Consider the following 24858-nt stretch of genomic DNA (forward strand, 5'->3'; position numbering starts at 1 on the left):
CTCGCGCTGAGCCCCGCGGCAGGAACACCGTCCCAGCGGGCGCTATCCGACACGAAGGGCCTCGTACGCGGCGCTATCCGACGATCGGAGACGCCCCCTTGACCACCCGCATACTCGGCGCGGTCTCCACCGACAGCAGCCCGGGCAATGCCGCCACCGGGCCCGTCAGGTATTCGTACAGCGCCGTGCCAGTGGGACACTGCACGCTCGCGTACAAGTTGGACACACCGGTGGTGGCAGCCGCGAAGCTCACCTGCGGATGGTCCGCCAGCGCCTCACCCGCAGCCGCCAGCTCACCCGGCGCGACCGTCAGCCACAACCCCGCCGACGTCCACGACCCCAGCAACGCCGGGTCGACATCGACGTCGAAGTACACCACCCCGCCCGAGCGCAGCTCCGCCAGCCGCCGCCGCACCGTCGTCTGCGACCAGCCCGTCGCCGTGGCCAGCGACCGGAACCCGGCCCGCCCGTCCAGCGCGAGCGCCTCCAGCAACGCGTTGTCCTCCGCCGACAGTTCCACCGACTCGGTCACGCGTTTCGCCGCCGGCGGCGACAGATGCGCGCACTCCTCCGCCGTGAGCGGCCCGTTCTTCGTCAGCGGACTCTCACTTCCACCGAAGAACGGGTGCAGCACGCGGTGCGCACTCACCCCGGTGACCCGGGGCGTGCGGGGCAGACGAGACAGCACGGTCGACTCCGCGGCCGGCGTGTCCATCACCGCCTGAACCATGCACAGGACCTCCGCGCCGCCCGAGGCGATCTGCACCCACGAGGTCTCCGCCTGCTTCGCCAGCGCTCGCGCGAGCCCCGCCACCGCCTCCGGTACGCACCGCACCCGCACCAGCCACAACTGCCGCCCCACCGCCTCCGGCCACACCGCACCGATCACCCGAACGCCCGCCTCGTTCCGCAGCCGCGCGTACCGGCGCGCCACTGTCTGGTCCGAAACCCCCAGCACCGCACCGACCAGCGAGAACGCGACCCGCCCATCGATCTGGAGCGCCTGTAGCAGCCCGCGTTCGACCGCGTCCAACATGTGTCCCCTCCCACCGATCCGACTCATCCGGCGCGCCCCGTGTGCTCCCCGTACCAGCCACGCCCGATGGGCTCCGCTCACTAAGGGTTGATGCTCCAGTCTCGACGCCGTTGAGACTGGCCTGGCGTTATACGACAGACCGCTGGCCGACGGGGGCTATGCGTCGATGAGTTCCGCCCGCTGAACCTGATGCCGCGCAAGGCCAAACCTTGGCGCCTGCGGGCCACCTACAACCGCTAGCGGCGGGGTGATTCACACGCTCGCAGCCCTCGACCTGGCCACCGGCCAGATCTGCTACCGGATCCTCAAACGCTGACGCGAGTTCCTCGGCCTGCTCAAGACACTGCAGGAACGCCGGCCCGGGGACACGCTGTACATCGTGTTGGACAGCTTCTTCCCGCAACAAGCACGCCGAGGTCCGTCCCTGGGCCGCACGTCGAGCTGGTCTTCCTACCTACGGCTCCTGGCTGAACTGGATCGAGTCCCAGTTCGCCGCGCTGCGCTGCTTCGCTCTCAATGGCATAGACCACCGCACGCACGACGAGCAGAACGCCGCCATCGCCGCCCACATCCGCTGGTACAACGCCCGCACCGAGCCGAAGAACCGCTTCGCACCCGAGTCACCCATCCGGCAGTGGACCGAGTACCCGGCCAAGGCCGCGTGACAAAGACCAGCGACAGCGATCTTCGCGGGGTGCACCTGGGTCCGACGCGCGGTTACCGCCTGATCGACGGGGAACGCATCCGAGGGTCAGGTCACCAGGGCACGACCCCGTTGTCGTCGAAAAGCTGGCCGGTCGGGCCGTCGTCCGGCAGGGTCGCCAGCCTGATGGCGATCGCCGCGCCCTGCTCGGGGGTCTGGGTCCCGCTGAATCCGTTGAGGTCGGTGGCCACATAACCGGGGCAGGCGTTGTTGATCAGGATGTTGGTGCCGCTCAGCTCCTTGGCATACTGGATGGTGACGGCGTTGAGGTAGGTCTTCGTCGGCGCGTAGCCCCCGCTGATTCCCCCGAGGTCGACGCCGGGCGTGGTCTGCAGTGCCAGGGAACCGACGTGGCTGGACTGGTTGACGATCCGCGGGTGCTCCGAGCGGCGAAGCAGCGGCAGCAGCGCGTTGGTGACCCTGATGACGCCGATGACGTTGGTCTCCACCAGCCGCCGCACGGTCTCCAGGTCGATGGTCGTGGGTTCCTCCGGCCAGCCGCCGGCAACGCCGGCATTGTTGACCAGTACGTCGAGCCGTCCTGCCCGCTCCTCGATCAGCTGGACCGCGGCGGTCACACTCCCGCCGTCGGTCACGTCCAGGGGTACGCCGAACGCGTCGGCGCCAGCCGCGCGCAACTTCGCCACGGCGTCCTCCCGGCGTTGCTCGTCCCGGGCGCCGACACCGACGCTCCAGCCCAATGCGCCCAGGCCGGCCGCGATCGCGTACCCGATACCCTTGTTCGCGCCGGTGACCAGCGCGATCGTCTTCTCGCTCATGACAGCGAGCATGCTCATACCGCGGCCTGGCACCAACACCATCTCGGTAGTGCTGCGATACCCGGTCGGTATCGATCTGCCCTCGGTCGTCATTAGCCTGGACCCATGGAACTACGCGAGCTGCGGTACTTCGTCGCCGTCGCCGAGGAGCTGCACTTCGGCAAGGCTGCCCAGCGCCTCGGGATGGCCCAGCCGCCCCTGTCCCGCGCGATCACCCAGCTCGAACGGCGGCTCGGAACCGCACTGCTGGAACGCACCAGCCGCAAGGTCACGCTCACCGCGGCTTAGGCGTGCTGCTGGACGAAGGACGCGCGATCCTCAGCGCGGTGACCGCGGCCGAGCGGCGTACCCGTCGGGCCGCGACAGCGCACCCCAGCCTTGTCCTCGCCGTGAAGTCCGGAACCGCCGGCGAACTGCTGGCGAAGCTGCTCGACGCCTAGGCCGCGGAACCCGGCGCAGCCACCGTCGAGCTACTGCTCTGCGAGGCACACAGCACCAAATGCTGCGGGACGGGCGAGCCGACGTGGCTCTGCTGCACCTGCCCTTCGACTCAGCAGCCGGGCTCGACACCGAAACCCTGTACAGCGAGGGACAGGTCGCGATCCTGCCGGCCTCACACTTGCTCGCCGGCCGCTCTCAGATCCGGATGGCCGACGTCACCACGCTGCCAGAGCTCCCGATGGCGCGCTGGCCCGGTCCCAGCGGCAGCTACCCAGAGGGACCGGGCGCAGAGGTACGGAACCTGACACAGCTCTTCCATCTGATCGCGCTCGGCCGTACCACCGCGGTCATTCCCGAGTCGGCCGGCGCCGACCTGCGCCGGGACCTCGCCACCGTACCGGTCCTGGATGCCCCGCCCGTGACAACGGCGATCGCCTGGCCGCCGCACAGCCGCCTTCGCACAGTTGCCGACCTGATCCGCGTGGCAACACGTCTTTGAACCCGGACGAGGAGGGCGGGGAGCCGGGTTGCCCAGGATGTCCCGGGCCTGGAGGTGCGTGCGGATGGGCCCGGCGAAGGTGGGGGCCTGGGCCGCGGCGTGGATCGCTCACCGGCCGGCCCTGAGATTCCGGTCCGGCGGTGAGATCGTCGTGGAGGGTGGTGAGGGTGTCGGCGGTAGCCCGGGCGGTTTCGATGTCGAGTAGCTCGTGGATGCCGCCGCGGCCGCGGGCTGACGGTGGAGTCGGGTATTGGAACCGTCGGAATACCCAGGCGCCGAGCCGCTGTTGCGTGACTGCAGTGAGCGTGTCTCCGAAGAGTGGCGAGAACGAGGCTGTCGCGTGGCAAGCAGCCGAAGCACGTTAACGGGCTCTTGCTGGACGAGGGCTCTTTCACCGAGATGGAGCCCCTGCTGCAGCACCAAGCCAGCGGATTCGATCTGGAGAAGAAGCCTTATACCGATGGCGTGTCACGGGATGGGGAGCGGTGGACGGGCGCACCGTCTACGTATATCCCCACGACTTACGGATCTTTGGTGGGGCTCTCGGTCAATCCCAGGCCGCTAAGATCTTGACCAGCGAGATGATTGACTGTGCTGCTGCGATTCCTGTGTCCCGCCCTGTCAACCACGTTCGCGTTCATACGGCTCGTGCCGATGAGCGATCGCGAGAAGGACTTGGAGATTCTGGTGCTGCGCCACCAAGTCGCCGTGCAGCAGCGCACGGTAGACCGTCCGCAGTTGACCTGGCCCGACCGGGCGCTCTTAGCGGCCCTGCTACACCGCTTCCCCCGAGCACGGCTCCGCCAGCTCCGGCTGATCGTCTCTCCGGACACTTTCCTGCGCTGGCACCGCGACCTGCTCCGCCGCCCCTTGGGCAATGGTTCGCCGTCGGACCGCATCTGTCCTGGGGTGATCGTGGCGTGCGGCCGTACGGTCGGCTTCCACCTCTGCGCCCCTGGGCTGCCGCTGTCGGCGGTCGCGGTGGTCGTCGTCGCGGTGATCAGCAGCGCTGATGCCAGGGCAGCAGCTGCGGCTTTCAGCAGGGGCACCATATGGGGTGGTTGTCTCCTTCTTGTCATCCCAGCAGTAGCGAGAGGTGCACACGTGCAGGAGCGGCGTCGCTGGCCGAGCCACCGGGTTCCGGCGGCGAGCAGGGCCAGGACGACGGCGAGGCCGGGCAGGCAGCCCACCACAGCTCCGGTGCCGGCACCGACGACGGCCCCCGCGATGGACGGGCAGCGCGCAGCACGCAGCACAGGCCAGCGCGGCCAGCCCCCGAGCTCCTTCGGTCGCGCGCCTGGGGCGGGGGTCAGCAGCAGGGTCCGGCATGGCGGTTCTCCTCGGCAAGGTCGGTAAAGGGGACGGGGCAGCCGGGCATCGACGCGCACGCGGTCAGGTCGTCACACCCGGCGTCGACGGCGGTGACCAGGGCGGCGCGGATCGTGGTCAGGTCGGCGATACGGCCGCGCGATGAAGCGGGCCCACAGTCCTTCCGCGGTGATGCGCGGCAGGCTGGCGACCGTCGTCTCGGCAATGCCGTGGCGGTCGCTCCACGCGGTCCGCGCAACATCGGAGGATGCGACAACTCCCCCTGGTCGAACAGGCCATGGGACGCCAGACCACCGCCCTGCTACGCCAACTGGAAGCCACCTGCACCAGCGCCGATGACCTCGCCCAAGCCACGGTGGAATCTTTTAACACACACCCGGACGCCGAGATCATCACCAGCTTCCCAGGGCTCGGCTCACTCACCGGCACCCGGGCGCTCGCCGAGATCGGCGACGACCGATCCCGCTTCACCGACGCCAAAGGCCTCAAAGCCTTCGCCGGGACCGCACCCGTCACCCGGGCGTCCGGAAGAAGCGTCGCCGTCCTCGTCCGCCGGGTCAAGAACCAACGCCTGGCCTCCGCCGGCTACGTCTGGGCCTTCTCCGCCCTGACCGCCTCACCTGGCGCCCGAGCCCACTACGACCGACGACGCAAGACCAAGGACCGCCACACCGCCGCCCAGCGCAACCTCTTCAACCGACTACTCGGATGCCTCCACCACTGCCTGACCCATGACATCCACTACGACGAAACAACCGCATTCCCCGCACCAACAAGCCCCGCTCGCGAAGCCGCCGCTTGACAGATCATCCGCATCGGATGTCTTGCCCCCAGCGGTGCGACGACTCTTCGCGACGATCCGACCAGGCTGCAGCCGACAGTACGGCCCCGCACGGAGCCATACCTCCGTCCGCGAGGGGATACCGAACGTGCGTGACAGCCGTCGGCGGCAGTTCCGGCCGATCACCGGGCCGCAGGTCGTCCGTGGTATGGCGCTACGAGCGCACCCTCGCCGACTACCCGCGCCGACGCTTCGCGCACCGGCCCGACCAACCCTGCGCGCCGATGTGATCGCCGCCTCCGTGGTGGCCGCCCACAACAACGCGCTCCGAACATGGCTCCGCTCCGCCGGTCAGGAGGGCCCCTCCGCCCAGATGGATCACGCTCTGCGGTTCGTACAGAGCTCATGGGGACCGGAAGGCGAGGCCAGGAGCGCCGACGAGGAGGACACCGACGACGTCGTCCTGATCGCCGAGCGGAAGGCGCCGATGTGGCGCGTCGTCCGCGGGATCGAGTCCACGCTCGGCGAGCAGTCACTCCGTCCGGCACCCTTGCGCGCGGAGATGAGACTCAACCCCTTGACGAGGAAAACCGAGCTCACTGGACGGTCGTGCAGCCGACCACACGGCAGGCCACGGTTCATCGACTGACGGTGACGCCGAGGGGAGCCCGGAAGGACAGCAGATCCAGCATCGGGGGCTCGGTCCCATCTTCCTCCAGCCGCACTCCGGACAGGCGACTGGCCGCTACGCGCAAGGCCACGGCCGCTTCTGTGCGCGCCAGGGACGCGCCCGGGCAGCGATGACGGCCGACGCCGAACGCGAGGTGGTGACGGACGTTCGTCCGGTACGGGCGCATCCGCTCCGGGTGGGGGAAGACCTCCGGGTCGGATCCGCTGCCCAACAACATCAGCAGCAACTGCGCGCCGTCAGGGATGCTCACCCCGCCCAGTTCGGCGGAGCGGACGGTGACCCGGCGCCACGTAGTGACCGGCGGTTCACGGCGTAGCACCTCCTCCACCCATGCCTCGGCCAGCCCTGTCCGCCCCGGCACGTGCTGCCAGAGACCCGGCTCGGTGAGCGCTCGCCGCAGCACCGTGGCTATGAGCTGCCCGGTGGTGGACTGTCCCGCGATGAACACGAAGAAGCACGCGGCCACCGCTGTCCCGATGTCCAGCGGCTCGCCGTCGGGCAGACGGTGGGAAGCCAACGCACCGATGAACGAGGTGGGCGGGGCAGCATCGCCGCGCACCGTGTCGGTCAGCCACTGGTGGAACTCGCCGACGAGCTCCGCCAGCTCCCGTTGCCTGTCGGGGGTGGGCCTGCCCCAGAACAGCTCCAGTGAGGCATCGCTCCAGCGAATCAAGGTGGCCGGAGTGACTCCCCGGATGCCGAGGAGCTCCATCAGTACCCGGCAGGGCAGCACCTGCGCGAACGAGCTGAACAGCTCGCAGCGACCGGTGGCCTCGATCTCCGACCACGCGGCGTCGAGCAAGTCCCCCGCGACGCGCTCGATGACCGGTATCGCCGCGGCGACGCGCTCGGCGTTGAAGAATCGGGTCACCACGCGGCGCAGTCCGAGGTGGCTGGGAGTGCCGTTGTTGGCGAGCGCGGGTGGGAGGGTGAAGCCGGCACGCGCGAGAATCCGCAGCGCCGCCACCGGTAGGGGGGTGACTGCGTGCAGAGCGTTGTCGGGGCGGAACAGGGTCGGGTCGAGCAGTACTCGGCGCACATCGTCGTATCGGCTGACCAGCCACAACCCGGTGCCGGGGTCGTAGCGCACGGGGGCCTCGGCCCGAAGCCGGTCGAGCCAGGGGTATGGGTCTCGGACGAAGCCGTCGCCGAAGAGATCGAGCGGGTTGAGCGGGGCACGGATGCCGAGCACCGCCGGGCAGCCTCCTGGGCTGGTCCCGGCGGTTCCGCTATGGGACGGGAAGGTGTGCGGGACCGGGGAAGCCACGGCCGGAAGCTAACACGCCCAAGCGCGCCCCTGTCTCCGCTGTGCGCGGCATCACTCGATCAAACGGAGTGGGCTTCAGCGCTCGGCGCCGTCCTCGACGAGACGTCGCAGCGAGGGGAGCAGCGTGTCGATGTCCTGCCCGGTCCTGAACGCGACGACGGTGGTGCCACCGCCGGGCTGCGGTGAGGAGCCGGGCGCCGGAAAGAGGGCGAGCACCTCACGCATCGCCTCGTCCACCTCGGCGACCGGGTCGGACGATTCGCCCCGAAGCCAGCGACGCAGCACATGGTTGTGGGCGGCGACCACCGCGGCGGCCATGAGTTCGGCCCTCAGCGATGCCGGTTCCGTCGGGCCCCCCATCCAGTCGGCGATGAACTCCCGGAACAGTCGCTGATAGCGGCCCACACTGGCGATCTCCCGGTCACGCAGGGCAGCCACCTTGCTGGTGAGGGCATATCGCCGCCTCGCCAGGTCGCCCTCCTCCACGTAGTGCAGCAGTACGAGTCGAACCGCGTCCGACACGGCGACCAGAGCGGTGCTGTGGCTGGAGGTCGCCAGCCGATCTCTGATCAACTCCAGGAGCCGATCGTGGTCCGGAAAGATGACGTCTTCCTTGGATCGGTAGTTCCGGAAGAACGTCGTGCGCCCGAGTCCCGCTCGCTCGGCGATGTCATCGACGGTCGTCTGCTCGTATCCGCGCTCGTCGAAGAGCGCGAATGCGGCGTCTGCCAGTCGGATCCGTGCAGGTGGCTTGCTCATGACCGCCCATCCTTCCCCGTCCCACCGCGCAGACGCCACTTGCCTCCCTTCGATGGGATCGAACACCGCATTGCGGGCATCGGGCGCCGAGTGACGCGGCGAGGCTTCCATCACAGAGCCGCTTTGGAACTAAGTACTTTACTTTCGGGACTGAGTTCCATAGCTTGTGAAACACGCCGCCACAGCGGTGCCGATGTCCTACAGCCGTGATCGGTGAGCTCTCGCCTCCCGTCGCGGGTCATTTCGGGAGGGGACGGAGAAGAACACCGTGCTCCATGCAACGATCGAAACCACGGATAGCGCCCCCGTCGAACGGGAGGTCGATCCAAGCGCGAGCCCACTCCCGGAGGCGGACTGCCCCACGCAGGTGCCGCTGGGTGGAGTGGGGGGTGGAGAGCTGTACTTCCAGCGCTGCCGCTGGTGTCGGACCGCAGTCTTCCGCCGTCTGTTGTGTCCCGTCTGCGCCTCCACCGATCTCGCCTGGGAGCTCAGTTGCGGCACCGGGGTCATCCGTCATGTCCTGGCCATGGGCCGGAGCCCCGGGAGACAGTGCGCACTCGCCACCATCAACATGAACGAGGGATTCTGGCTGTGCTCCAGGGTCATCGGCGTGCCGCCGCTCACCGTGCGAGTCGGGGCTCCGGTGTGTCTGACAGAAGGCATCGAGTCCGGCCCTCAGGCACTCCTCTTCCGCCTCTGCGAGCCTCCACAGCCTTCGCGGCCTCCGTGGCGATGAAGGTCGAGGCAGCACGCCCATTTGCTCCAGCGACGTCTGGGGTGTGTACGTCCCCCACGACACCTTCTGACTTTGAGTTCGGCCCCGCAGGCCATTGCCCATCACCTCTGGAGTGCCTCCAATGATCCCTCCTGGCTGCCGCCTACCACGCCGCCCCCCAATGCCGACCGATTCGTTCCTGCCAAGAACGCTGAGACGCAGTGATGCAACGGTGCCCCCAGGCGCCGGTCTGACGGCCCCGCCTCACCAACCGGACACCCCCATTCCGGGTTCCCCGGTGCGGATGGCAGTGCCGTTCCCGCTCGGAAACTCATTCACATCTGCCTCGGCAACCGGGCTCTTGCTCACCACCTGGCACGCCACCAACGCCAACGCTCGGAAGGGAGCCAAGCAGTGAGCACCGAGCCCGCGCAGCCGGCCGACATCGATATTCACACCACCGCGGGGAAGCTCGCGGATCTGAAGCGCCGTATCGAAGAGGCGACCCATGCGGGGTCCGCGCGCGCGGTGGAGAAGCAGCACGCCAAGGGCAAGCTGACCGCGCGCGAGCGCATCGACCTCCTCCTGGACGAGGGGTCCTTCACCGAGCTCGACGAGTTCGCCCGGCACCGCTCGACCAACTTCGGCATCGAGCAGAACCGCCCCTACGGCGACGGGGTCGTCACCGGCTACGGCACGGTCGACGGCCGCCCGGTGGCCGTCTTCTCCCAGGACTTCACGGTCTTCGGCGGGGCGCTCGGGGAGGTGTTCGGCGAGAAGATCGTCAAGGTCATGGACTTCGCGCTGAAGACCGGCTGCCCGGTCATCGGCATCAACGACTCCGGCGGCGCCCGCATCCAGGAGGGCGTGGTCTCGCTCGGCATGTACGGCGAGATCTTCCGCCGCAACACCCATGCCTCCGGAGTGATCCCGCAGATCAGCCTGGTCGTGGGCCCGTGCGCGGGCGGGGCGGTCTACTCCCCGGCGATCACCGACTTCACGGTGATGATCGACCAGACCTCGCATATGTTCATCACCGGCCCCGATGTGATCAAGACCGTCACCGGTGAGGACGTCGGCTTCGAGGAGCTGGGCGGCGCCCGGACGCACAACACCACCTCCGGTGTCGCCCACTACATGGCCGGGGACGAGAAGGACGGCATCGAATACGTCAAGACCCTGCTGTCCTACCTCCCCTCCAACAACCTCTCCGAGCCCCCGGCCTTCGCCGACGAGGCCGATCTGGAGGTCTCGGACGAGGACCGGGAGATGGACACGCTCATCCCGGACTCGGCGAACCAGCCGTACGACGTGCACAAGGCCATCGAGCACGTCCTGGACGACAACGAGTTCCTGGAGACGCAGGCGCTCTTCGCGCCCAACATCATCACCGGCTTCGGCCGGGTGGAGGGCCATCCGGTGGGCATCGTGGCCAACCAGCCGATGCAGCTCGCCGGCTGTCTGGACATCGACGCCTCCGAGAAGGCCGCACGCTTCGTGCGCACCTGCGACGCGTTCAACGTGCCCGTGCTGACCTTCGTGGACGTGCCCGGCTTCCTGCCCGGCACCGACCAGGAGTACAACGGCATCATCCGGCGCGGCGCCAAGCTGATCTTCGCCTACGCGGAGGCCACCGTCCCGCTGATCACGGTCATCACCCGCAAGGCGTTCGGCGGCGCGTACGACGTGATGGGCTCCAAGCATCTGGGCGCGGACCTCAACCTGGCCTGGCCGACCGCCCAGATCGCGGTCATGGGCGCCCAGGGCGCGGTCAACATCCTCCACCGGCGCACCATCGCCGCCTCCGACGACCCCGAGACGACCCGCACCGAGCTGATCGCGGACTACGAGGACACCCTGCTGAATCCGTATATCGCGGCCGAGCGAGGCTACGTCGACGCTGTGATCATGCCCTCCGAGACCCGCCGCCACATCATCCGCGGACTGCGCACCCTGCGGAACAAGCGCGAGTCGCTGCCCCCGAAGAAACACGGCAACATCCCCCTCTGACCCCACTGACCTCACGGACTTCGGAAAGGGCGGCCAATGGTGTTCACGGTCGTACGGGGCAACCCCACTCACGAAGAGCTGGCCGCCGCGCTCGCGGTGATCCAGGCCCGCGCCGCAGCGGCCTCAGCCGTCCCTGCGACGCCGCAGCGACTGGACGAGTGGACGGTCAAAACCCGCAACATCTCATGCAGCGCCCCTCCCCAGCCGGGCCCGGCGGCGTGGCGCGGCTCCTACTGGCCACGCTGAGGAACCCACGGGGCCCGCATCCGCGACGTCGTCGCACAAGCACGGGGTAGTCCCTGGCCCCGACGGCCGGTGGGGCCCTCCCGCCCGGCTGACTATTCGAACGGAGAGACCATGAAGACTCCGCAACAGCGGACAGCTCGTGCCGGTGCCGCGCCGGTGCCGGGCACTCGTATCGCCGAGCCCGGGCTTGACGGCCACGACCGCGGCGCCAACGTCATCGCCCGGGGCCTGCGCGACACCGGCTACGAGGTCATCGACACCGGCCCGCACCAGGCCCCGGAACAGATCGTCGCCACTGTCGTCGCCGAGGATGCGGCACTCCCGGGTCTCTCCGTACTTTCCGGCGGCAACCTGACGCTCGAAACCATCGACCAACTCGACACCGCCCCGAACCGGACCCTGGAGCCGACATGCTGACGAAGGTGCTCATCGCCAACCGTGGCGAGATCGCTGTCCGTGTTGCCCGTGCCTGCCGGGATGCCGGGATCGCGAGCGTAGCCGTCTATGCCGATCCGGACCGGGACGCATGTCATGTGCGCGCGGCCGATGAAGCCTATGCGCTGGGCGGTGACACCCCGGCGGCCAGCTATCTCGACCAGGCCAAGGTCCTTGCCGCGGCCGCCGAATCCGGCGCCGACGCCGTCCACCCCGGCTACGGATTCCTCTCCGAGAACGCCGAATTCGCCCAGGCCGTCCTCGACGCGGGCCTGACCTGGATCGGCCCCCCGCCGCACGCCATCCGCGATCTGGGCGACAAGGTCGCCGCCCGCCATATCGCCCAGCGCGCCGGCGCCCCGCTGGTCGCCGGCACCCCCGACCCGGTCTCCGGGGCGGACGAGGTCGTGGCCTTCGCCGAACAGCACGGCCTGCCGATCGCCATCAAGGCCGCCTTCGGCGGCGGCGGACGCGGCCTCAAGGTCGCCCGCACCATGGAAGAAGTCCCCGAGCTCTACGACTCCGCCGTCCGCGAGGCCGTCGCGGCGTTCGGCCGCGGCGAGTGCTTCGTCGAGCGCTACCTCGACAAACCCCGCCATGTGGAGACCCAGTGCCTGGCCGACACCCACGGCAACGTCGTGGTCGTCTCCACCCGTGACTGCTCCCTCCAGCGCCGCCACCAGAAGCTGGTCGAGGAGGCCCCGGCCCCGTTCCTGACCCAGGAACAGAACGACCAGCTCTACGCCGCCTCCAAAGCCATCCTCAAGGAAGCCGGCTATGTGGGGGCGGGGACGGTGGAGTTCCTCGTCGGCAACGACGGCACCATCTCGTTCCTCGAGGTCAACACCCGGCTCCAGGTGGAGCACCCGGTCACCGAAGAGGTCACCGGCATCGACCTGGTCCGCGAGATGTTCCGCATCGCCGACGGCGAGGCCATCGGCTACGACGATCCTCCGATGCGCGGCCACTCCTTCGAGTTCCGCATCAACGGCGAGGACCCGGGCCGCAACTTCCTGCCCGCCCCCGGCACGGTGACCTCCTTCGTCCCGCCCGCCGGCCCCGGTGTCCGGCTGGACGCGGGCGTGGAGTCCGGCAGCGTCATCGGCCCGGCGTGGGACTCGCTGCTGGCCAAGCTGATCGTCACCGGCGCCACCCGCACCCAGGCCCTCCAGCGCGCCGCCCGCGCGCTGGCCGAGTTCCAGGTCGAGGGCATGGCCACCGCGATCCCCTTCCACCAGGCGGTGGTCGTGGACCCGGCGTTCACCAGCGAGCCGTTCACGATCCACACCCGCTGGATCGAGACCGAGTTCAACAACACGATCGCCCCGTTCGCGCCGACCGGGATGGATGAGACCGACGAGCCCACCGCCCGTGAGACCGTCGTGGTCGAGGTCGGCGGCAAGCGGCTGGAGATCTCGCTTCCGGCGGTCCTCGGCCTGGCGGTGTCGCCCGGGGAGGCCGCGGGGACCAAGAAGCCCAAGCGCAAGGCGGTCAAGAAGTCAGGCTCCGCCGCCTCCGGCGACGCCCTGGCCTCCCCCATGCAGGGCACCATCGTCAAGGTCGCCGTGAGCGAGGGCGACACCGTGGCCGAAGGCGACCTCATCGTCGTCCTGGAGGCCATGAAGATGGAACAGCCCCTCAACGCCCACCGCGCGGGCACCGTCAAGGGCCTGGCCGCCGAGGTCGGCGCGTCCATCACCTCGGGCGCGGTCATCTGCGAGATCAAGGACTGACAGTAATGATCGCTGTGGCTCCACTCGGAGGTAAGCCCCAGGACTGACTGGCGTTTCCGCCGTCCTCGGCAGGATTGGCCGACCGCCCGGCGGGGCCACAACGCGTCGCCAGACATCTGTGACTTCCGAGTACGTGCCGCCAGAGCTCGCGAGCTCCCCCTTGACCGCCTCCAGCAGCCGAGGGTGAACACGTCTGCCGCGCGACCGCACGCTGCCGCGCGGGGTGGACGCCGGAGGCCTGGCCAGGGCGTGCGCTATTGGATTTCCGCCCATCGAGTGGTCCCGCCTTGATAGGTCGTAGTTCCGGAGCGGGCGGACAATGCGGCGATGATGGCGCTCCCGCGGCCGCTCTCCTCGGGCTGCCGAGGGCTGCCGCCGTGGTGGCGCAGCGGCGCCGGGCCTGCGTCAGTGACCTCGATGCGGACAGCGCACGCAGCCCGGCCACCCTGCCGGGACAAGCACAGCGACGCAGGGGGAAGGGCGTGAACGACCGCATTGGTGATCAGTTCGGAGACGACCAGAAGCGCATCGTCCGCAAGGTCCGAGGGGATGCGCCACTGTTGCATAGCGCGGGCGGCGCGTCGGCGGACGGCGACAAGACCTTCTGGAATGTGAGGCAGAGGGAAGACCACATCTGTCCGAGCAGATGAGACTGTCTCAAGGTTGCTGCTGAGCTTCACGGGCAGGTTGTGAGTCATGGTGCTGTCCTGGGGGGTGCTCCCGGTGGGGCTGGGGACGACGAGGCCGAAGAGGAACCTCCCGGGCGCGGTGTGGCGGCGCCAGGCCACCGGGGATCCGGCGGGGTTGGCCCCTCGGTCATGACGGTGACGTCCGTACCGTTGTTATCGACAGCTAACGTTATGGATGATTCACATTCAACGTATGTCCTGATATCGGCGGAGTCAAGACGTGAGCGAAAAGGAAAAAGGTTAATGCACAGTAATGTGGCCGTGGTATCAGGCTTCGGTCTGCCACCTATGCGCGCGGCTGCCAGCCAGCGGCACAACCAGGGAGGACGTACCGGCTGATCAAGTGCCGGGGAGGATGCGACCACGCCCATGGACGACGAACCACTGGCCCGCGTATTCGCTGTCGACGTCAAGGCAGTCGCATCCCGTGGAGTGCTCGGCGACCCACATGGCATGTCACCTGAGCTGGGCTTCGCCTCTCTGAACGCCGCAGCCGACCTACTCGCGGAACACGCAACGGCATGTTATCGGCTGCTCACCTAGGCCGAGTCGTCAAGACGCCCATCCGCGCCACCGCGATCAACGCATTCGCTGCGTCCAGGGCCCATGCACGACGAGAGGACCAAGGCGGGTGGCGATCTACATCACGTACAGATGTCAGACATTCGGTGTTAGGGTCGCCTTATGAAAGATCTTCGTGCGCCGCGCCGCGTCGCGAGCTTGTCGGCGCAACTGGTGGACACCCTTCGTGAGCAGATCACATCCGGCGCATGGCCTGTAGGGATGCGGATTCCGCCCGAACATGATCTGGTCGAGCAACTCGGTGTCGGGCGTACGACGGTGCGCGAGGCGCTCGGCGCGCTGGTGCATCTGGGCCTGCTGGAGGCTCGGAAGGGTGACGGGACGTACGTCCGGACATCGAGCGAAATGCACTCGGTACTGATGAGACGTGCCAACACCTCGAGGTGGAGCGACGTGCTGGAACTGCGCGCAGTGCTGGAAGAGTACGCCTCGGGCTTGGCCGCGTTGCGGCGTACCGAAGACGACCTGAATCACCTGCGGCACCTCCTCGACGAGGCCGCGGCGAAAGCGGATTCACCGGAGATGGCCGCCATCGCGGAGATCGATACCCGCTTCCACCAGGCTGTGGTGAGTGCCAGCGGGAACACCCTTCTTACCGAGGTGTACGACGTCCTCAGCACCGCGGTCACCGAACAGATCGGCGGCACACTCTGGCCCAGCGCGACGGCCGCGGAGCACAGCCTTCTGCACAGGCGTCTCGTTGAGGCGATCGCCGCCCAGGACGAGGTCGGTGCACGCTACTGCGCCACCGAGATCGTGAAGCTCACCGAGACCGGAACGGAACGACAGAAGTGACCACCTCGATGAACTCCCGGGCCGGTCTCACCGCGGCTACGAAGGCCGACCGGATCGCAACCCCGAAGACGCCGGTTACTACGCCCACCCTTTCGGCGGGCCTCTTGATCGCGATCCTTTTGGTGGCGGCCAACCTACGCGTGACCTTGACGGGTGTGGGCACACTGCTGCCGGCCATCGAGCACGACACCGGGTTGACTGCGTCACAGGGTGGCGTACTGAGCACCCTGCCGCTGTTTGTGTTTGCTGTGACTTCGCCCTTTGTCGGGCGCACCTCGCACCGGGTCGGCACCACCCGCCTCCTCGTGGCCGCCCTCGCAGTGCTGGCAGCGGGCACCGTGATCCGGTCCTTGCCTTCGCTTGCCTGTTTGTTCGTCGGAACCGTGATCCTCTCGGTGGCGATCGCAGTTGGCAACGTCCTGCTGCCTACGGTGATTCGCACCCACGTGCCCGGCTCGCGGGTTCATACCGTCAGCGCTCTCTACGTCACCGCTATGGGAGTAGTCGCTGCTCTGTCGTCCGGCATCTCCGTCCCGCTTGCCGAGACCCTACCCGGAACCTGGCATTCCGCCCTGGCCTGGGGAGTAGTCGTCGCCGTCGCCGCTCTCGCCGTGTGGCTGCCTCGGCTACGCGGGTCCCGGCCGGACGGCAGCGTGCGGTCTCATGGGACACACGCTCGAACCCCATGGCGATCCTGGCTGGCGTGGCAGGTGTCCTTCTTCATGGGCCTGCAATCCCTTGCCTTCTACACCGCCGTCGCTTGGCTGCCCAGCATCCTCAGTCAGCAGGGCACGAGCACCACAGCCGCCGGCTGGATGCTGTTCTACTACCAGCTCGTCGCACTGGTCACGAGCATGTTGCTGCCTTTGATCACTCGAGGCCGCCACGACCAGCGCTTCGCTGCGGCCGCGGGCTCAGCGATCGTCGCCGCAGGCTTCGCGCTTCTGCTCCTCTTTCCAGCGCTCGCACTCGCGGCGTGCACTCTTCTCGGGTTGGGCGCCGGTGTCTGTCTCGTGCTCGCCCTGAGCTTCCAAAGCCAACGTGCCACTGGTCCCAGCGAGACCACAGCCCTGGCCGGGATGGCTCAGTCCATCGGCTATCTCGTCGCCGCAGCCGGACCCCTTCTTCTGGGCGTCCTCCACGACACCACCGGCAGCTGGACTGGTGCTCTCCTTCTCCTCACCGCATTGAGCCTGGTCATGGCCGCTGCCGGTTATGGCGCTGGACGCGACCGCCACGTTCGCACCCGGCCTGACCACGAAACAGACTAACGCCGTCCAGAACGCATCGGACCGGATGCAGAGGACTCGGAGTCAGCCTCCCTGAGCCGCTGCGGGAAAGCTGCAGCTCAGCAGGCACCCTCCTCCCCCGTCAGCGACCGATGCGACTAACTGCTCGTTTCAGAATCAGCCTCTGGCCCGTGTGCGGCGGCCGGAGGCCCCGTGGTCGCCGCTACTACTTGCTGGGCGTCAGACTTTCGCGTGTGATGAGGCAGAAGGGGTGTCCAACTGAGTCGGCGTACACGCGGTAGCTGATTGGCTTGTCCGATCCTTCAAGCAACGTGGCTCCCAGATCGAGTACCTTCGCCTCTGCCACATCCAGGTCATCGACCATCACATCAACATGCATCTGGGCCGGACGATCGGGATCGGACCACTGGGGCGGCCGGAAGCCGCCGACACGCTGAAAGGTCACGGTCTCCGTGCCCGTCGTGTTGGCGAGCACCACATAGTCAGACGAGTCCTCCACTCGTGGCAGCGACAGCAGGCTCTCGTAGAAGCTGGCGAGCTCAGATGGGGTCCGAACGGGATCTTGTCCCTGATCGCTCGCCTGATCATCGCCTTGGCCATGGTCACCTTCGTCTCGAATACGAACGCTGTCATCGATGCCGGCCCGCCGGCACCTTTCCCCGTCGTCCGTCCATGACGTAGGCAGATACAAGCGGCGGTCGATCAGCGTGCGTCCGCGGTCGGCGGCGTAAGCGAGGAACACACCGATCTGGCTGTTCTCGGTGCGTCCGGCGGTGCCGGAGTACTGCCTTTGCACGCCGGCCGAGCGGATGCCCTTCTTGAGGAAGCCGGTGTCATCGACGATCAGAGCCGGTGCATGAACCGCTCGTGCACCAACCTCAGTTCCCCGGCCCACAACCTGACATCAGCAAGGTCCCCACCCATAACCACACCAACGACTGAGCTGGCCATCGGCAGGACGACGTCGTTTCGTTGCCGGGATCGGCGAAGAACAGGCGGCCGGACTGGTCGAAGCCGGACTGTTCCAGGTACTGGACGTCGCCGCCGCCCAGCGAGACGCGCTGAAAGTGCGGCTGACCTGTTCGTTGGCCTGGACGGTGAGGGCCAGCATCCGCCGCTGATGTGGGCGCTGGGCTGCGGGTGCCCTCGCTGTCGGTCTCCTCCGCTCGGCGCCGGGGTTTCGGTGCTCATGCGAGTACTGTCCGGCCTGCACCGACTCGCGCACCACCGGTAAGCTGACGCGTGATGCTGAAAAGCCGCCAACGTTCATCGGGGCCCTCGGAGCCGCAGGACGTGCCCAGCGGTGCTGGGTGGATGCCGCACGGCTACTCGCTGGACCCCCACGCTCACGTGGCGGGTCAGCTCGTCTACGCAGCAGCCGGAACACTGGCCACAACAACGGAGCGAGGCACCTGGGTTGCCCCGGCAAACCGTGTGACCTGGACACCTCCCGGCTTCGCCCACTCCCACCGCTTCTACGGCCGCACTGACGCGCGCCTGCTGACGATTCCGGTCGAACTGTGCGGCGAACTCAGCGAACGTCCCAGCGTGTTCGCGGTCAGCCCGCTGCTGCGCGAGGCCGTACTGGCCCTGACTGGCGACCGGCCCGAGCGGCGTCCCGGTGCCCACCAGCGACTGCTCGCCGTAGTCATCGACGAGCTGTCCGACACCCCTGAACAGTCCCTGCATCTGCCCGAACCCAAGGACGACCGGCTGCGCGCCGTCACCGACCTCCTGCACACCGATCCCGCCCGGCCCGCGACCCTGGCGGATCTCGGACGCGCCGCAGGGGCCAGCGAGCGCACCCTGAGCCGGCTGTTCCACACCGAGCTCGGTATGAGCTTCCACCGGTGGCGCACCGTCTTGCGTATCCACCACGCTCTGGCCTGCCTGACGTCCGGCATGTCGGTCACCGATACCGCGATGGCGTGCGGCTGGTCGAACCCGTCCAGCTTCATCGACGCGTTCAATGACGTCGTCGGCCAGACCCCGGGCAGCTACCAGGCGGACTTGCGCAACAGCCCTGCAGCGCCGTAGCAGCCTCGCCCGAGGCCCACGCTAAGCAGCTCTTATTTGGCGGGTTTTCGGTATTGCCTGTCCATTCACCGGTTGGCGGCAGCTAGGGGCGGGTTCCACAGTGGTGTCAGTACGACGCTGCGCCATCCGAACGGCATGGGCCATTCACGCTCTGGCACGTGCGGCCCCACTTTCTGCAAGGAGCTCGAAGACATGACCGACACCGGCAAGGACACGACCGTCGTGATCGTAGGGGGCGGAGTCGCTGGACTCGCGCTTGGCAATTTCCTCCTGCAGAAGGGGGTCGGGTGCATCGTCCTCGAAAAGCACAGCCGTGAATACGTGGAGCAGCGGCAGAGGGCGGGCGCTCTCGATGCCGGCGGCGTGCGGGTGCTGAACGAGTGGGGGGTGGGCGAGGCTGTGGAGGGCTACAGCCACGGCGACTCCGACTCGGGGATGCCGCTGCTGATAGACGGAGTGAAACGGCAGTGGAAGATGGGCGATGACGACGAGGACGATGTCGACGGAGCGTTCTGCCCGCAGCAGGTCCTCGTTCGCAACCTGATCAGGGTCTTCCTGCGCGATGGCGGTGACCTGCGCTTCGAGGCGCAGGACATATCGCTGCACGACATCGACACCGAGCAGCCGCTGGTTCGCTACCGGGACGCCAACGGCTCGACACGGACGGTCACGTGCGACTTCGTCGCAGGAGCTGACGGCTACCGTGGCGTCAGCAGGACGGCCATCCCCGAGGACATCCTCACTTGCTCCACTCATGAGTTCGGCTACGCCTGGCTGACCGTGATGACGGAAGCACCGGCGGATCCCCTGGCGGTGCTGGCCGTGCACTCACGCGGCTTCGCCGCGCAGATCACGCGCGGCCCGAACGCCAGTCGCCTCTACCTGCAGTGCCCGCTCACCGACACCGTCGAGCAGTGGCCTGACGAGCGCGTCTGGAACGAGCTGGAAGCACGTTTCGGTGACCCCGTAGACCCCAAGGGCCCGATCACGAGCAAGCAGGTCGTGCCGCTGCGCGGGGTGGTCTTCAGCCCCATGAGCTACGGTCGGCTCTACCTTCTCGGAGACGCGGCCCACCTCATCTCTCCGATGAGCGCGCAAGGCATGAGCCTCGCCCTCCACGACGCCGATGTACTCGCCCGCGGGATCATCCAGCACGTGGAGAAGAACGACTCATACCTGCTCGCCGGCTACTCCGACGCCTGCCTGAACCACACATGGGAGCGCCAGGCTTCCGCGGTCTCGATGACCCAGGCCATGCACGACTCCGGTGACCCCAACTACGAGGGGGAGTTCCGCAAGCAGATCGCCCGGAAGAACCTGGAAACCATGCTGGAGCCGCTGGCGGCGCCTCATCCGGCCTCGTAAGTCGGCAAAGCACCGGGTTGTCACACATAGATGACGAAGCCCGGAGCATGACGCTCCGCCATGTCCCGCAAGACGTGCCTGAACCAACTTCAGATAACCCCGACAGTAGCGGCCCAACTATCGCACGCTCACGCCGCCCTTCGAGCATGACGTGTATGACCTGACACGCCGATATTCGGAACAACTCGTCTAGCGAGCCATCGTCACCCATGCGGACAGTCCGTGATGGCGAGGCACTCGAAGGAAGCACGTCCTGGGAGGGTACTGATTATCAGATACCAGGGAGCTCAGTTCCCTCCTAGAGACCATCGGTAGGCGCTTCCACCCGGGCATCTTCGATGCGTTGGACGATCTGCCACATCGGCGTGCTGCTTCTGCCGACCAGGATGAGCGATTCCCCCGTATCACCCCAGGTGCGGAGGAGGGGTCTCAGACGCCGCCGCGGTGGACGAGGAGGCCCTTGAGGCCCTCGTCGCGAATGACCTGCACGCGGTGCACGTGCCCGAGGAGTACGGCGGGGCGTGCGCGGACGCCCTCGCCACCGTGATCGTGGACGCCGGCTCCGACGTGGCCGGCATGAAGACCAAGGCGGTCCGCGACGGCGACCACTGGGTGCTCAACGGCGTCAAGCGCTGGATCACCTACGCGGGCGTCTCCGAGTACTACACGGTGATGGCCGTCACCGACCCCACCAAGCGCTCCAAGGACATCAGCGCATTCGTCGTCGAGAAGTCCGACGAGGGCGTCTCCTTCGGCGCCCCGGAGAAGAAGCTCGGCATCAAGGGCTCCCCGACGTACGAGGTCTACCTGGACAACGTCCGCATCCCCGCGGACCGCGTGATCGGTGAGGAGGGCACCGGCTTCGCCGCCAAGATGAAGACGCTGGACCACACCCGGTCCTCCCCTCGATGGATGCTTTGCGACGTTCTTGCCGGTCAGGTCTCCTCGGACGTCAAAGGGCACTCCGCTCTGGTCATACGCCCGCCGTCGCCATTGTGGTGGTGGAAGACGTGCTGGCGGCTACTTGCCGTCGTCCTCGTGCTCGAGGGCTTCCAGCGCCTGCCGCGTGACCTCGTCCACCGGGCCCAGGGAGGAGATCGTGACCGCAAGGCCCTGCGTCTTGTAGTACTCGATGATCGGCTCGGTCTGCGTGTGGTAGACCTCGAGCCGCTTGCGGACGGTCTCCTCGGAGTCGTCGTCGCGCTGGTAGAGCTCACCGCCGCAGACGTCGCACACGCCCTGCTTCTTCGGCGGGCTGTACGACACGTGGAACACGTGTGCCGACCGGCTGCGGCAGATGCGCCGGCCGGCGATGCGCTTGATGACCTCTCCCTCGGGAACTTCGAGGTCAAGAACCGCGTCCAGCTTGATGGCCTCGGTCTTCAGCAGCTCGTCGAGCGCCTCGGCCTGCGAGACGTTGCGCGGGAAACCGTCGAGCAGGAAGCCGTTCTCGGCATCCTGCTGTTGCATGCGGTCCTTCGCCATCGCGATGGTGAGCTCGTCGGGGACGAGGTTGCCGGCGTCCATGGAGACCTTCGCGAGTTTCCCGAGCTCGGTCTGCCGACTGATGTTGGCCCGGAACAGATCGCCCGTAGAGATGTGCGGGATCGACAGCTTCCCGGCCAGGCGTGTGGCCTGAGTGCCCTTTCCAGCACCCGGCGGCCCGACGAGGATGATGCGCATCAGCGGAGGAACCCTTCGTCCTTGCGCTGCTGGAGCTCATCGGCGGCGGAGGCGCTTGCCGACGGCTTGGAGACGACCTCGCCGATCCTGCCACCCACGGCCAGATGCGGACGACTGGCTGACGGTGCGGCTGGTCGGGGAACGGCCGGAGCCCCGGACCACTTTCGTTCGATTCCGCTCAGAGCCTTCATCACATGTCCAATCGTCTGGGTGGTGCGTCTGCTCGGCTCGCCGTGGGAAGGGCGGACAGGTTGGTTGCGACCGTCCAGCGGCACGGCGCGGCTTGTCAGGGCGGGTGCCGCGCCGTGCCGCTGGACGGAGTGGATGGGGAGCTGTTGCCCCATGGGGTGGTGGTACGGGTCGGCTGCGCCGGGACCGTCCGGCGGTACGTCTTTTCGGCAGGACAGGGGCGTGCCGCCGGACGGGGTATGAGAGGCGAATCCCCGGCGAGGGGACGGCGCGGCGGACGGTTGTGCATGGTGGCTGCCGCAGTCAACTCCTGGTGCGACCCAGCACGGTGTTGTCGAGGGGCGACGTCGATGATGTGGGACGCGGCCGGCGCGCACGGTGAGTGCGGTTTGCTCTTTTGTACCGGCCCCTGCACGCAGAGGCTGCCGAGTTCTCGCTCAATCGATGAGGTCGAGGGCGGTGGTGACGATGCTGTCTGTGTCGATGCGGTGGTAGCGGTAGACGTCCTCGATCGCCCCGGACTGGCCGAACCGGGTCACGCCGAGGGTGCTGACGGGAACGTTCTGGATCGTGCTCAGGAAAGCCAAGGTGTGGGGATGCCCGTCCAGGACGGTGACCAGCGGGGTGGCCCGGCCTGGGGGGAAGACCTGGTCGAGGATCCAGGCCGGGTCGTCCGACAGGCCGCGACGGGCCTGGAGCGCACGGAAGAGGAGGTCCGGGCTGGTCACGCACACAACGTCGGCGCCATACCCGAGGGCGGCGAGCCGGTCGGCGGCGGCCAGTGCCTCCGGGACCAAAGCGCCCATCGCGGCGAGTGTCACCACGGGCTTCTCGTGCTGCCGCAGCCGGTAGGCCCCGGCGGTCACCTGTCGGCGACGGCGTTCGCGAGCGGCCGGGTCGCTGGGCACGGCGGCTGTCGACTGGTCGATGGGTCGGGTCGACAGCCGCAGATACGCCGAACTGCCCCCTGGACTGGCCAAGTTGCCGAGTGCGGCGAGCAGGCACCATTCGGTGTCGATGGCGAACGCCGGCTCATAGGTGACGCAGCCGGGCTGTTCAATGCCCAGCGAGGGGGTGGTGATCGACTGATGCGCACCGCCTTCCGGGGCGAGGGTGACACCGGAAGGGGTGCCGACCAGGATCGACTGGCCACCGGCATAGATGCCGAACGACCAAGGCTCCAGTGCCCGGTTGACGAAGGGATCGTAGACGACGCCGATCGGCAGCAGCGGCTGGCCCCAGCGGCTCCAGGTGGCGCCCAGCTCGCCGAGGAGACCGACCAGGTTGGTCTCCGCGATGCCCAGCTCCACGTGCTGACCGGCCGGCTGCTCGCGCCAGTGCAGGATGGTCTCGGCGTCGTCGGCGAACCAGTCGGTGCGCTCGGTGGGCGACCACACGCCCACCTTGTTGAGCCAGCCGCCCAGGTTGGTGGAGGAGCTGACGTCCGGGCTGACGGTGACGATCCGGGCGGCCGCCTCCGGCGCCCGCCGGGTGAGATCCAGCAGGACGCGGCCGAGAGCCTGCTGAGTGTTCCCGATGCCGGAAGGGGCCGGGCGCGCTAGGTCGGCGGGGACCGCAGGGGGCTCTTGGGGCGCCTGTTCGGGGCGGCGCAGCCGCTGGGCGGCCGCCGCGCACAGGGCCGCTTCCGCCGAACCCTCACCGAAACGCGTCCACGGGTGGTCGAGATCGGTTCCCAGGCGGTCGGCCAGTGCACTCATCTGGTCGGCCGTCAGGAGCGAGGAGTGGTTTTGCGGGTGACCCTCGGTGGGGAGCCCGTAGCCCTTGACCGTGTAGGCGAAGATCACGGTCGGGCGGGTGTCGTCGACACCGGCGAACGCATCCGACAGCGCGCCGATGTCGTGGCCGCCCAGGTTGCGCAGCGCCGCCAGGAGCGAGGCGTCGTCCAGGGGGGCGATGAGGCCGGCGATCGGCCCGGCGGTCGAGCCGGTGCCGGGCAAGCGCTCGCGCAGCTCGTCGGCGGAGCAGCGCAGCAGGCGCTGGTATTCGGGGTTGCCCATGGCATCGATACGAGCGCGCAGGGCCTCTCCGCCGGGCCGGGTGAACAACTCCTGCAGGAGACGCCCGTACTTGAGGGAGATCACCTGCCAGCCGGCCGCGGCGAACATGCCCTGCAGCTTGTCCGCGGCGATGCCGGGGATGACTCGGTCGAGAGACTGCCGGTTGAGGTCGACGACCCACACCACTTCGCCCAGACCCGGCACCGTCGGATCCTGGATGGCTTCCCAGATCGCGCCTTCGTCCAGCTCGGCGTCGCCGAGCAGGGAGTACTGGCGCCCCCTCCCGGCGCCACCGAAGCGCCCCTCCACGTAGCGCCGGGCGAGAGCGCCCCACAGGGGAGCGGTGGCGCCGATACCGACCGAACCGGTGGAGTAGTCGACCGGGTCGGGGTCCTTGGAACGACTGGGGTAGCTCTGCAGACCGCCGAAGGCACGCAGCGTGGTCAGATAGGACTCGTCCAACTCGTCCAGCAAGTAGTTGATCGCATGCAACACCGGCGAGGCGTGAGGCTTGACCGACACCCGGTCCTCGGCAGTCAGCGCATGAAACCACAGCGCCGTCATGATCGAGGTCATCGAGGCACTGGATGCCTGGTGACCGCCCACCTTCAGCCCCGAAGGGTTCGGCCGCACCCGGTTGGCGTGGTCGATGATCGCGGTGGAGAGCCACAGCACCCGCTGTTCGACCGACTCCAGCGCGGCAAGCTCCTCCGCCTGGGCAGGACCGCCGTTGCCGCCGGCCGACCTCAGTTCCGCGTTCATCACAGACCACCTCCGCTTTCGGCACCATGCCTGAGGAATTTCGCGTTATGCTCCGCCAGAAGAC

The 24858-nt window shown here is 68.0% G+C and carries 17 protein-coding genes and 6 pseudogenes; 14 read left to right on the top strand and 9 right to left on the bottom strand.

Going from position 1 to position 24858, the window contains the following annotated elements:
• Window positions 1-73 precede the first annotated feature (73 nt).
• Window positions 74-1036, bottom strand: coding sequence for an Lrp/AsnC family transcriptional regulator (locus tag ACK1X7_RS10900; protein ID WP_385155953.1), 963 nt, complete (start codon window positions 1034-1036; stop codon window positions 74-76).
• Window positions 1037-1792: 756 nt separating this feature from the next.
• Window positions 1793-2530, bottom strand: coding sequence for an SDR family oxidoreductase (locus ACK1X7_RS10905; RefSeq protein ID WP_385155950.1), 738 nt, complete (start codon window positions 2528-2530; stop codon window positions 1793-1795).
• A gap of 93 nt (window positions 2531-2623) precedes the next feature.
• Here ACK1X7_RS10905 and ACK1X7_RS10910 point away from each other — a divergent pair.
• The 4 genes and pseudogenes from ACK1X7_RS10910 to ACK1X7_RS10925 all read left to right on the top strand — a co-directional run bounded on the left by ACK1X7_RS10910 (window position 2624) and on the right by ACK1X7_RS10925 (window position 6217).
• A pseudogene (locus ACK1X7_RS10910) lies at window positions 2624-3458 on the top strand (LysR family transcriptional regulator).
• A 369-nt stretch (window positions 3459-3827) separates the two neighbouring features.
• Window positions 3828-4027: pseudogene (locus ACK1X7_RS10915) on the top strand (carboxyl transferase domain-containing protein); the annotation flags it as partial.
• Window positions 4028-5037: 1010 nt separating this feature from the next.
• A pseudogene (locus tag ACK1X7_RS10920) lies at window positions 5038-5589 on the top strand (transposase); the annotation flags it as partial.
• A 127-nt stretch (window positions 5590-5716) separates the two neighbouring features.
• Window positions 5717-6217, top strand: a complete 501-nt coding sequence (locus ACK1X7_RS10925; protein ID WP_398162161.1) for a hypothetical protein — start codon at window positions 5717-5719, stop codon at window positions 6215-6217.
• On the opposite strand, the gene ACK1X7_RS10930 is transcribed toward ACK1X7_RS10925, so the two are convergent.
• The gene (locus tag ACK1X7_RS10930; RefSeq protein WP_413115023.1) at window positions 6207-7526 is read right to left on the bottom strand and encodes a cytochrome P450; all 1320 of its coding nucleotides are present in this window, start codon (window positions 7524-7526) and stop codon (window positions 6207-6209) included. The genes ACK1X7_RS10925 and ACK1X7_RS10930 overlap by 11 nt on opposite strands.
• A 75-nt stretch (window positions 7527-7601) precedes the next feature.
• Window positions 7602-8285 carry a TetR/AcrR family transcriptional regulator gene (locus ACK1X7_RS10935; protein WP_385157276.1) on the bottom strand — a complete coding sequence of 228 codons (684 nt, stop codon included), beginning with the start codon at window positions 8283-8285 and terminating at the stop codon, window positions 7602-7604.
• Window positions 8286-8667: 382 nt separating this feature from the next.
• Here ACK1X7_RS10935 and ACK1X7_RS10940 point away from each other — a divergent pair, with 382 nt between their 5' ends.
• From ACK1X7_RS10940 to ACK1X7_RS10960, 5 genes and pseudogenes are all read left to right on the top strand, one after another.
• Complete coding sequence (locus ACK1X7_RS10940; protein ID WP_382962533.1) at window positions 8668-9021, top strand: Zn-ribbon domain-containing OB-fold protein; 354 nt, start codon at window positions 8668-8670, stop codon at window positions 9019-9021.
• Window positions 9022-9414: 393 nt separating this feature from the next.
• A complete protein-coding gene (locus ACK1X7_RS10945) occupies window positions 9415-11010 on the top strand; it encodes an acyl-CoA carboxylase subunit beta (RefSeq protein WP_413115024.1) in 1596 nt (531 codons plus the stop codon).
• Window positions 11011-11046: 36 nt separating this feature from the next.
• Window positions 11047-11256, top strand: coding sequence for an acyl-CoA carboxylase subunit epsilon (locus tag ACK1X7_RS10950; RefSeq protein WP_390796180.1), 210 nt, complete (start codon window positions 11047-11049; stop codon window positions 11254-11256).
• Window positions 11257-11367: 111 nt separating this feature from the next.
• Window positions 11368-11616 (top strand): annotated as a pseudogene (locus ACK1X7_RS10955) (cobalamin-dependent protein); the annotation flags it as partial.
• A 53-nt stretch (window positions 11617-11669) separates the two neighbouring features.
• Complete coding sequence (locus ACK1X7_RS10960) at window positions 11670-13424, top strand: acetyl/propionyl/methylcrotonyl-CoA carboxylase subunit alpha (RefSeq protein WP_413116868.1); 1755 nt, start codon at window positions 11670-11672, stop codon at window positions 13422-13424.
• Between the two features lie 254 nt (window positions 13425-13678).
• Here the strand turns inward: ACK1X7_RS10960 and ACK1X7_RS10965 are convergent, their stop codons facing one another.
• A complete protein-coding gene (locus ACK1X7_RS10965; RefSeq protein WP_413115025.1) occupies window positions 13679-14122 on the bottom strand; it encodes an ATP-binding protein in 444 nt (147 codons plus the stop codon).
• A gap of 675 nt (window positions 14123-14797) precedes the next feature.
• Here ACK1X7_RS10965 and ACK1X7_RS10970 point away from each other — a divergent pair.
• A complete protein-coding gene (locus ACK1X7_RS10970) occupies window positions 14798-15490 on the top strand; it encodes a FadR/GntR family transcriptional regulator (RefSeq protein WP_390795649.1) in 693 nt (230 codons plus the stop codon).
• Window positions 15487-16761 (top strand): MFS transporter, encoded by a 1275-nt coding sequence (locus ACK1X7_RS10975; RefSeq protein ID WP_385158111.1) that lies wholly within the window; start codon window positions 15487-15489, stop codon window positions 16759-16761. Before ACK1X7_RS10970 ends, ACK1X7_RS10975 begins: the two co-directional genes overlap by 4 nt.
• A gap of 184 nt (window positions 16762-16945) precedes the next feature.
• On the opposite strand, the gene ACK1X7_RS10980 is transcribed toward ACK1X7_RS10975, so the two are convergent.
• A complete protein-coding gene (locus ACK1X7_RS10980; RefSeq protein WP_390795650.1) occupies window positions 16946-17239 on the bottom strand; it encodes a VOC family protein in 294 nt (97 codons plus the stop codon).
• A 53-nt stretch (window positions 17240-17292) separates the two neighbouring features.
• Window positions 17293-17587: pseudogene (locus tag ACK1X7_RS10985) on the bottom strand (transposase); the annotation flags it as partial.
• A gap of 398 nt (window positions 17588-17985) precedes the next feature.
• Between ACK1X7_RS10985 and ACK1X7_RS10990 the strand changes: the two are divergent.
• The 3 genes and pseudogenes from ACK1X7_RS10990 to ACK1X7_RS11000 form a co-directional block, all read left to right on the top strand.
• Window positions 17986-18777 carry a helix-turn-helix transcriptional regulator gene (locus ACK1X7_RS10990; protein ID WP_413115026.1) on the top strand — a complete coding sequence of 264 codons (792 nt, stop codon included), beginning with the start codon at window positions 17986-17988 and terminating at the stop codon, window positions 18775-18777.
• A 192-nt stretch (window positions 18778-18969) separates the two neighbouring features.
• Window positions 18970-20142 (top strand): 4-hydroxybenzoate 3-monooxygenase, encoded by a 1173-nt coding sequence (locus ACK1X7_RS10995; protein WP_385157703.1) that lies wholly within the window; start codon window positions 18970-18972, stop codon window positions 20140-20142.
• A 435-nt stretch (window positions 20143-20577) separates the two neighbouring features.
• Window positions 20578-21039 (top strand): annotated as a pseudogene (locus tag ACK1X7_RS11000) (acyl-CoA dehydrogenase family protein); the annotation flags it as partial.
• A 123-nt stretch (window positions 21040-21162) separates the two neighbouring features.
• Here ACK1X7_RS11000 and ACK1X7_RS11005 read toward each other — a convergent pair.
• Window positions 21163-21825 (bottom strand): adenylate kinase, encoded by a 663-nt coding sequence (locus ACK1X7_RS11005; protein WP_385157706.1) that lies wholly within the window; start codon window positions 21823-21825, stop codon window positions 21163-21165.
• Window positions 21826-22451: 626 nt separating this feature from the next.
• Window positions 22452-24794, bottom strand: a complete 2343-nt coding sequence (locus ACK1X7_RS11010; protein WP_390795652.1) for a transketolase-like TK C-terminal-containing protein — start codon at window positions 24792-24794, stop codon at window positions 22452-22454.
• Window positions 24795-24858 lie beyond the last annotated feature (64 nt).

The organism is Streptomyces sp. CY-1 (assembly GCF_047218265.1).
GTDB lineage: Bacteria > Actinomycetota > Actinomycetes > Streptomycetales > Streptomycetaceae > Streptomyces > Streptomyces niphimycinicus.

Bases quoted from the DNA above. Each gene is read 5' to 3' on its own strand.
- ACK1X7_RS10900 (WP_385155953.1), bottom strand. From the start codon at position 1,036: ATGTTGGACGCGGTCGAACGCGGGCTGCTACAGGCGCTCCAGATCGAT.
- ACK1X7_RS10905 (WP_385155950.1), bottom strand. From the start codon at position 2,530: ATGCTCGCTGTCATGAGCGAGAAGACGATCGCGCTGGTCACCGGCGCG.
- ACK1X7_RS10935 (WP_385157276.1), bottom strand. From the start codon at position 8,285: ATGAGCAAGCCACCTGCACGGATCCGACTGGCAGACGCCGCATTCGCG.
- ACK1X7_RS10950 (WP_390796180.1), top strand. From the start codon at position 11,047: ATGGTGTTCACGGTCGTACGGGGCAACCCCACTCACGAAGAGCTGGCC.
- ACK1X7_RS10965 (WP_413115025.1), bottom strand. From the start codon at position 14,122: ATGACTCACAACCTGCCCGTGAAGCTCAGCAGCAACCTTGAGACAGTC.
- ACK1X7_RS10970 (WP_390795649.1), top strand. From the start codon at position 14,798: ATGAAAGATCTTCGTGCGCCGCGCCGCGTCGCGAGCTTGTCGGCGCAA.
- ACK1X7_RS10990 (WP_413115026.1), top strand. From the start codon at position 17,986: ATGCTGAAAAGCCGCCAACGTTCATCGGGGCCCTCGGAGCCGCAGGAC.
- ACK1X7_RS10995 (WP_385157703.1), top strand. From the start codon at position 18,970: ATGACCGACACCGGCAAGGACACGACCGTCGTGATCGTAGGGGGCGGA.
- ACK1X7_RS11005 (WP_385157706.1), bottom strand. From the start codon at position 21,825: ATGCGCATCATCCTCGTCGGGCCGCCGGGTGCTGGAAAGGGCACTCAG.
- ACK1X7_RS11010 (WP_390795652.1), bottom strand. From the start codon at position 24,794: ATGAACGCGGAACTGAGGTCGGCCGGCGGCAACGGCGGTCCTGCCCAG.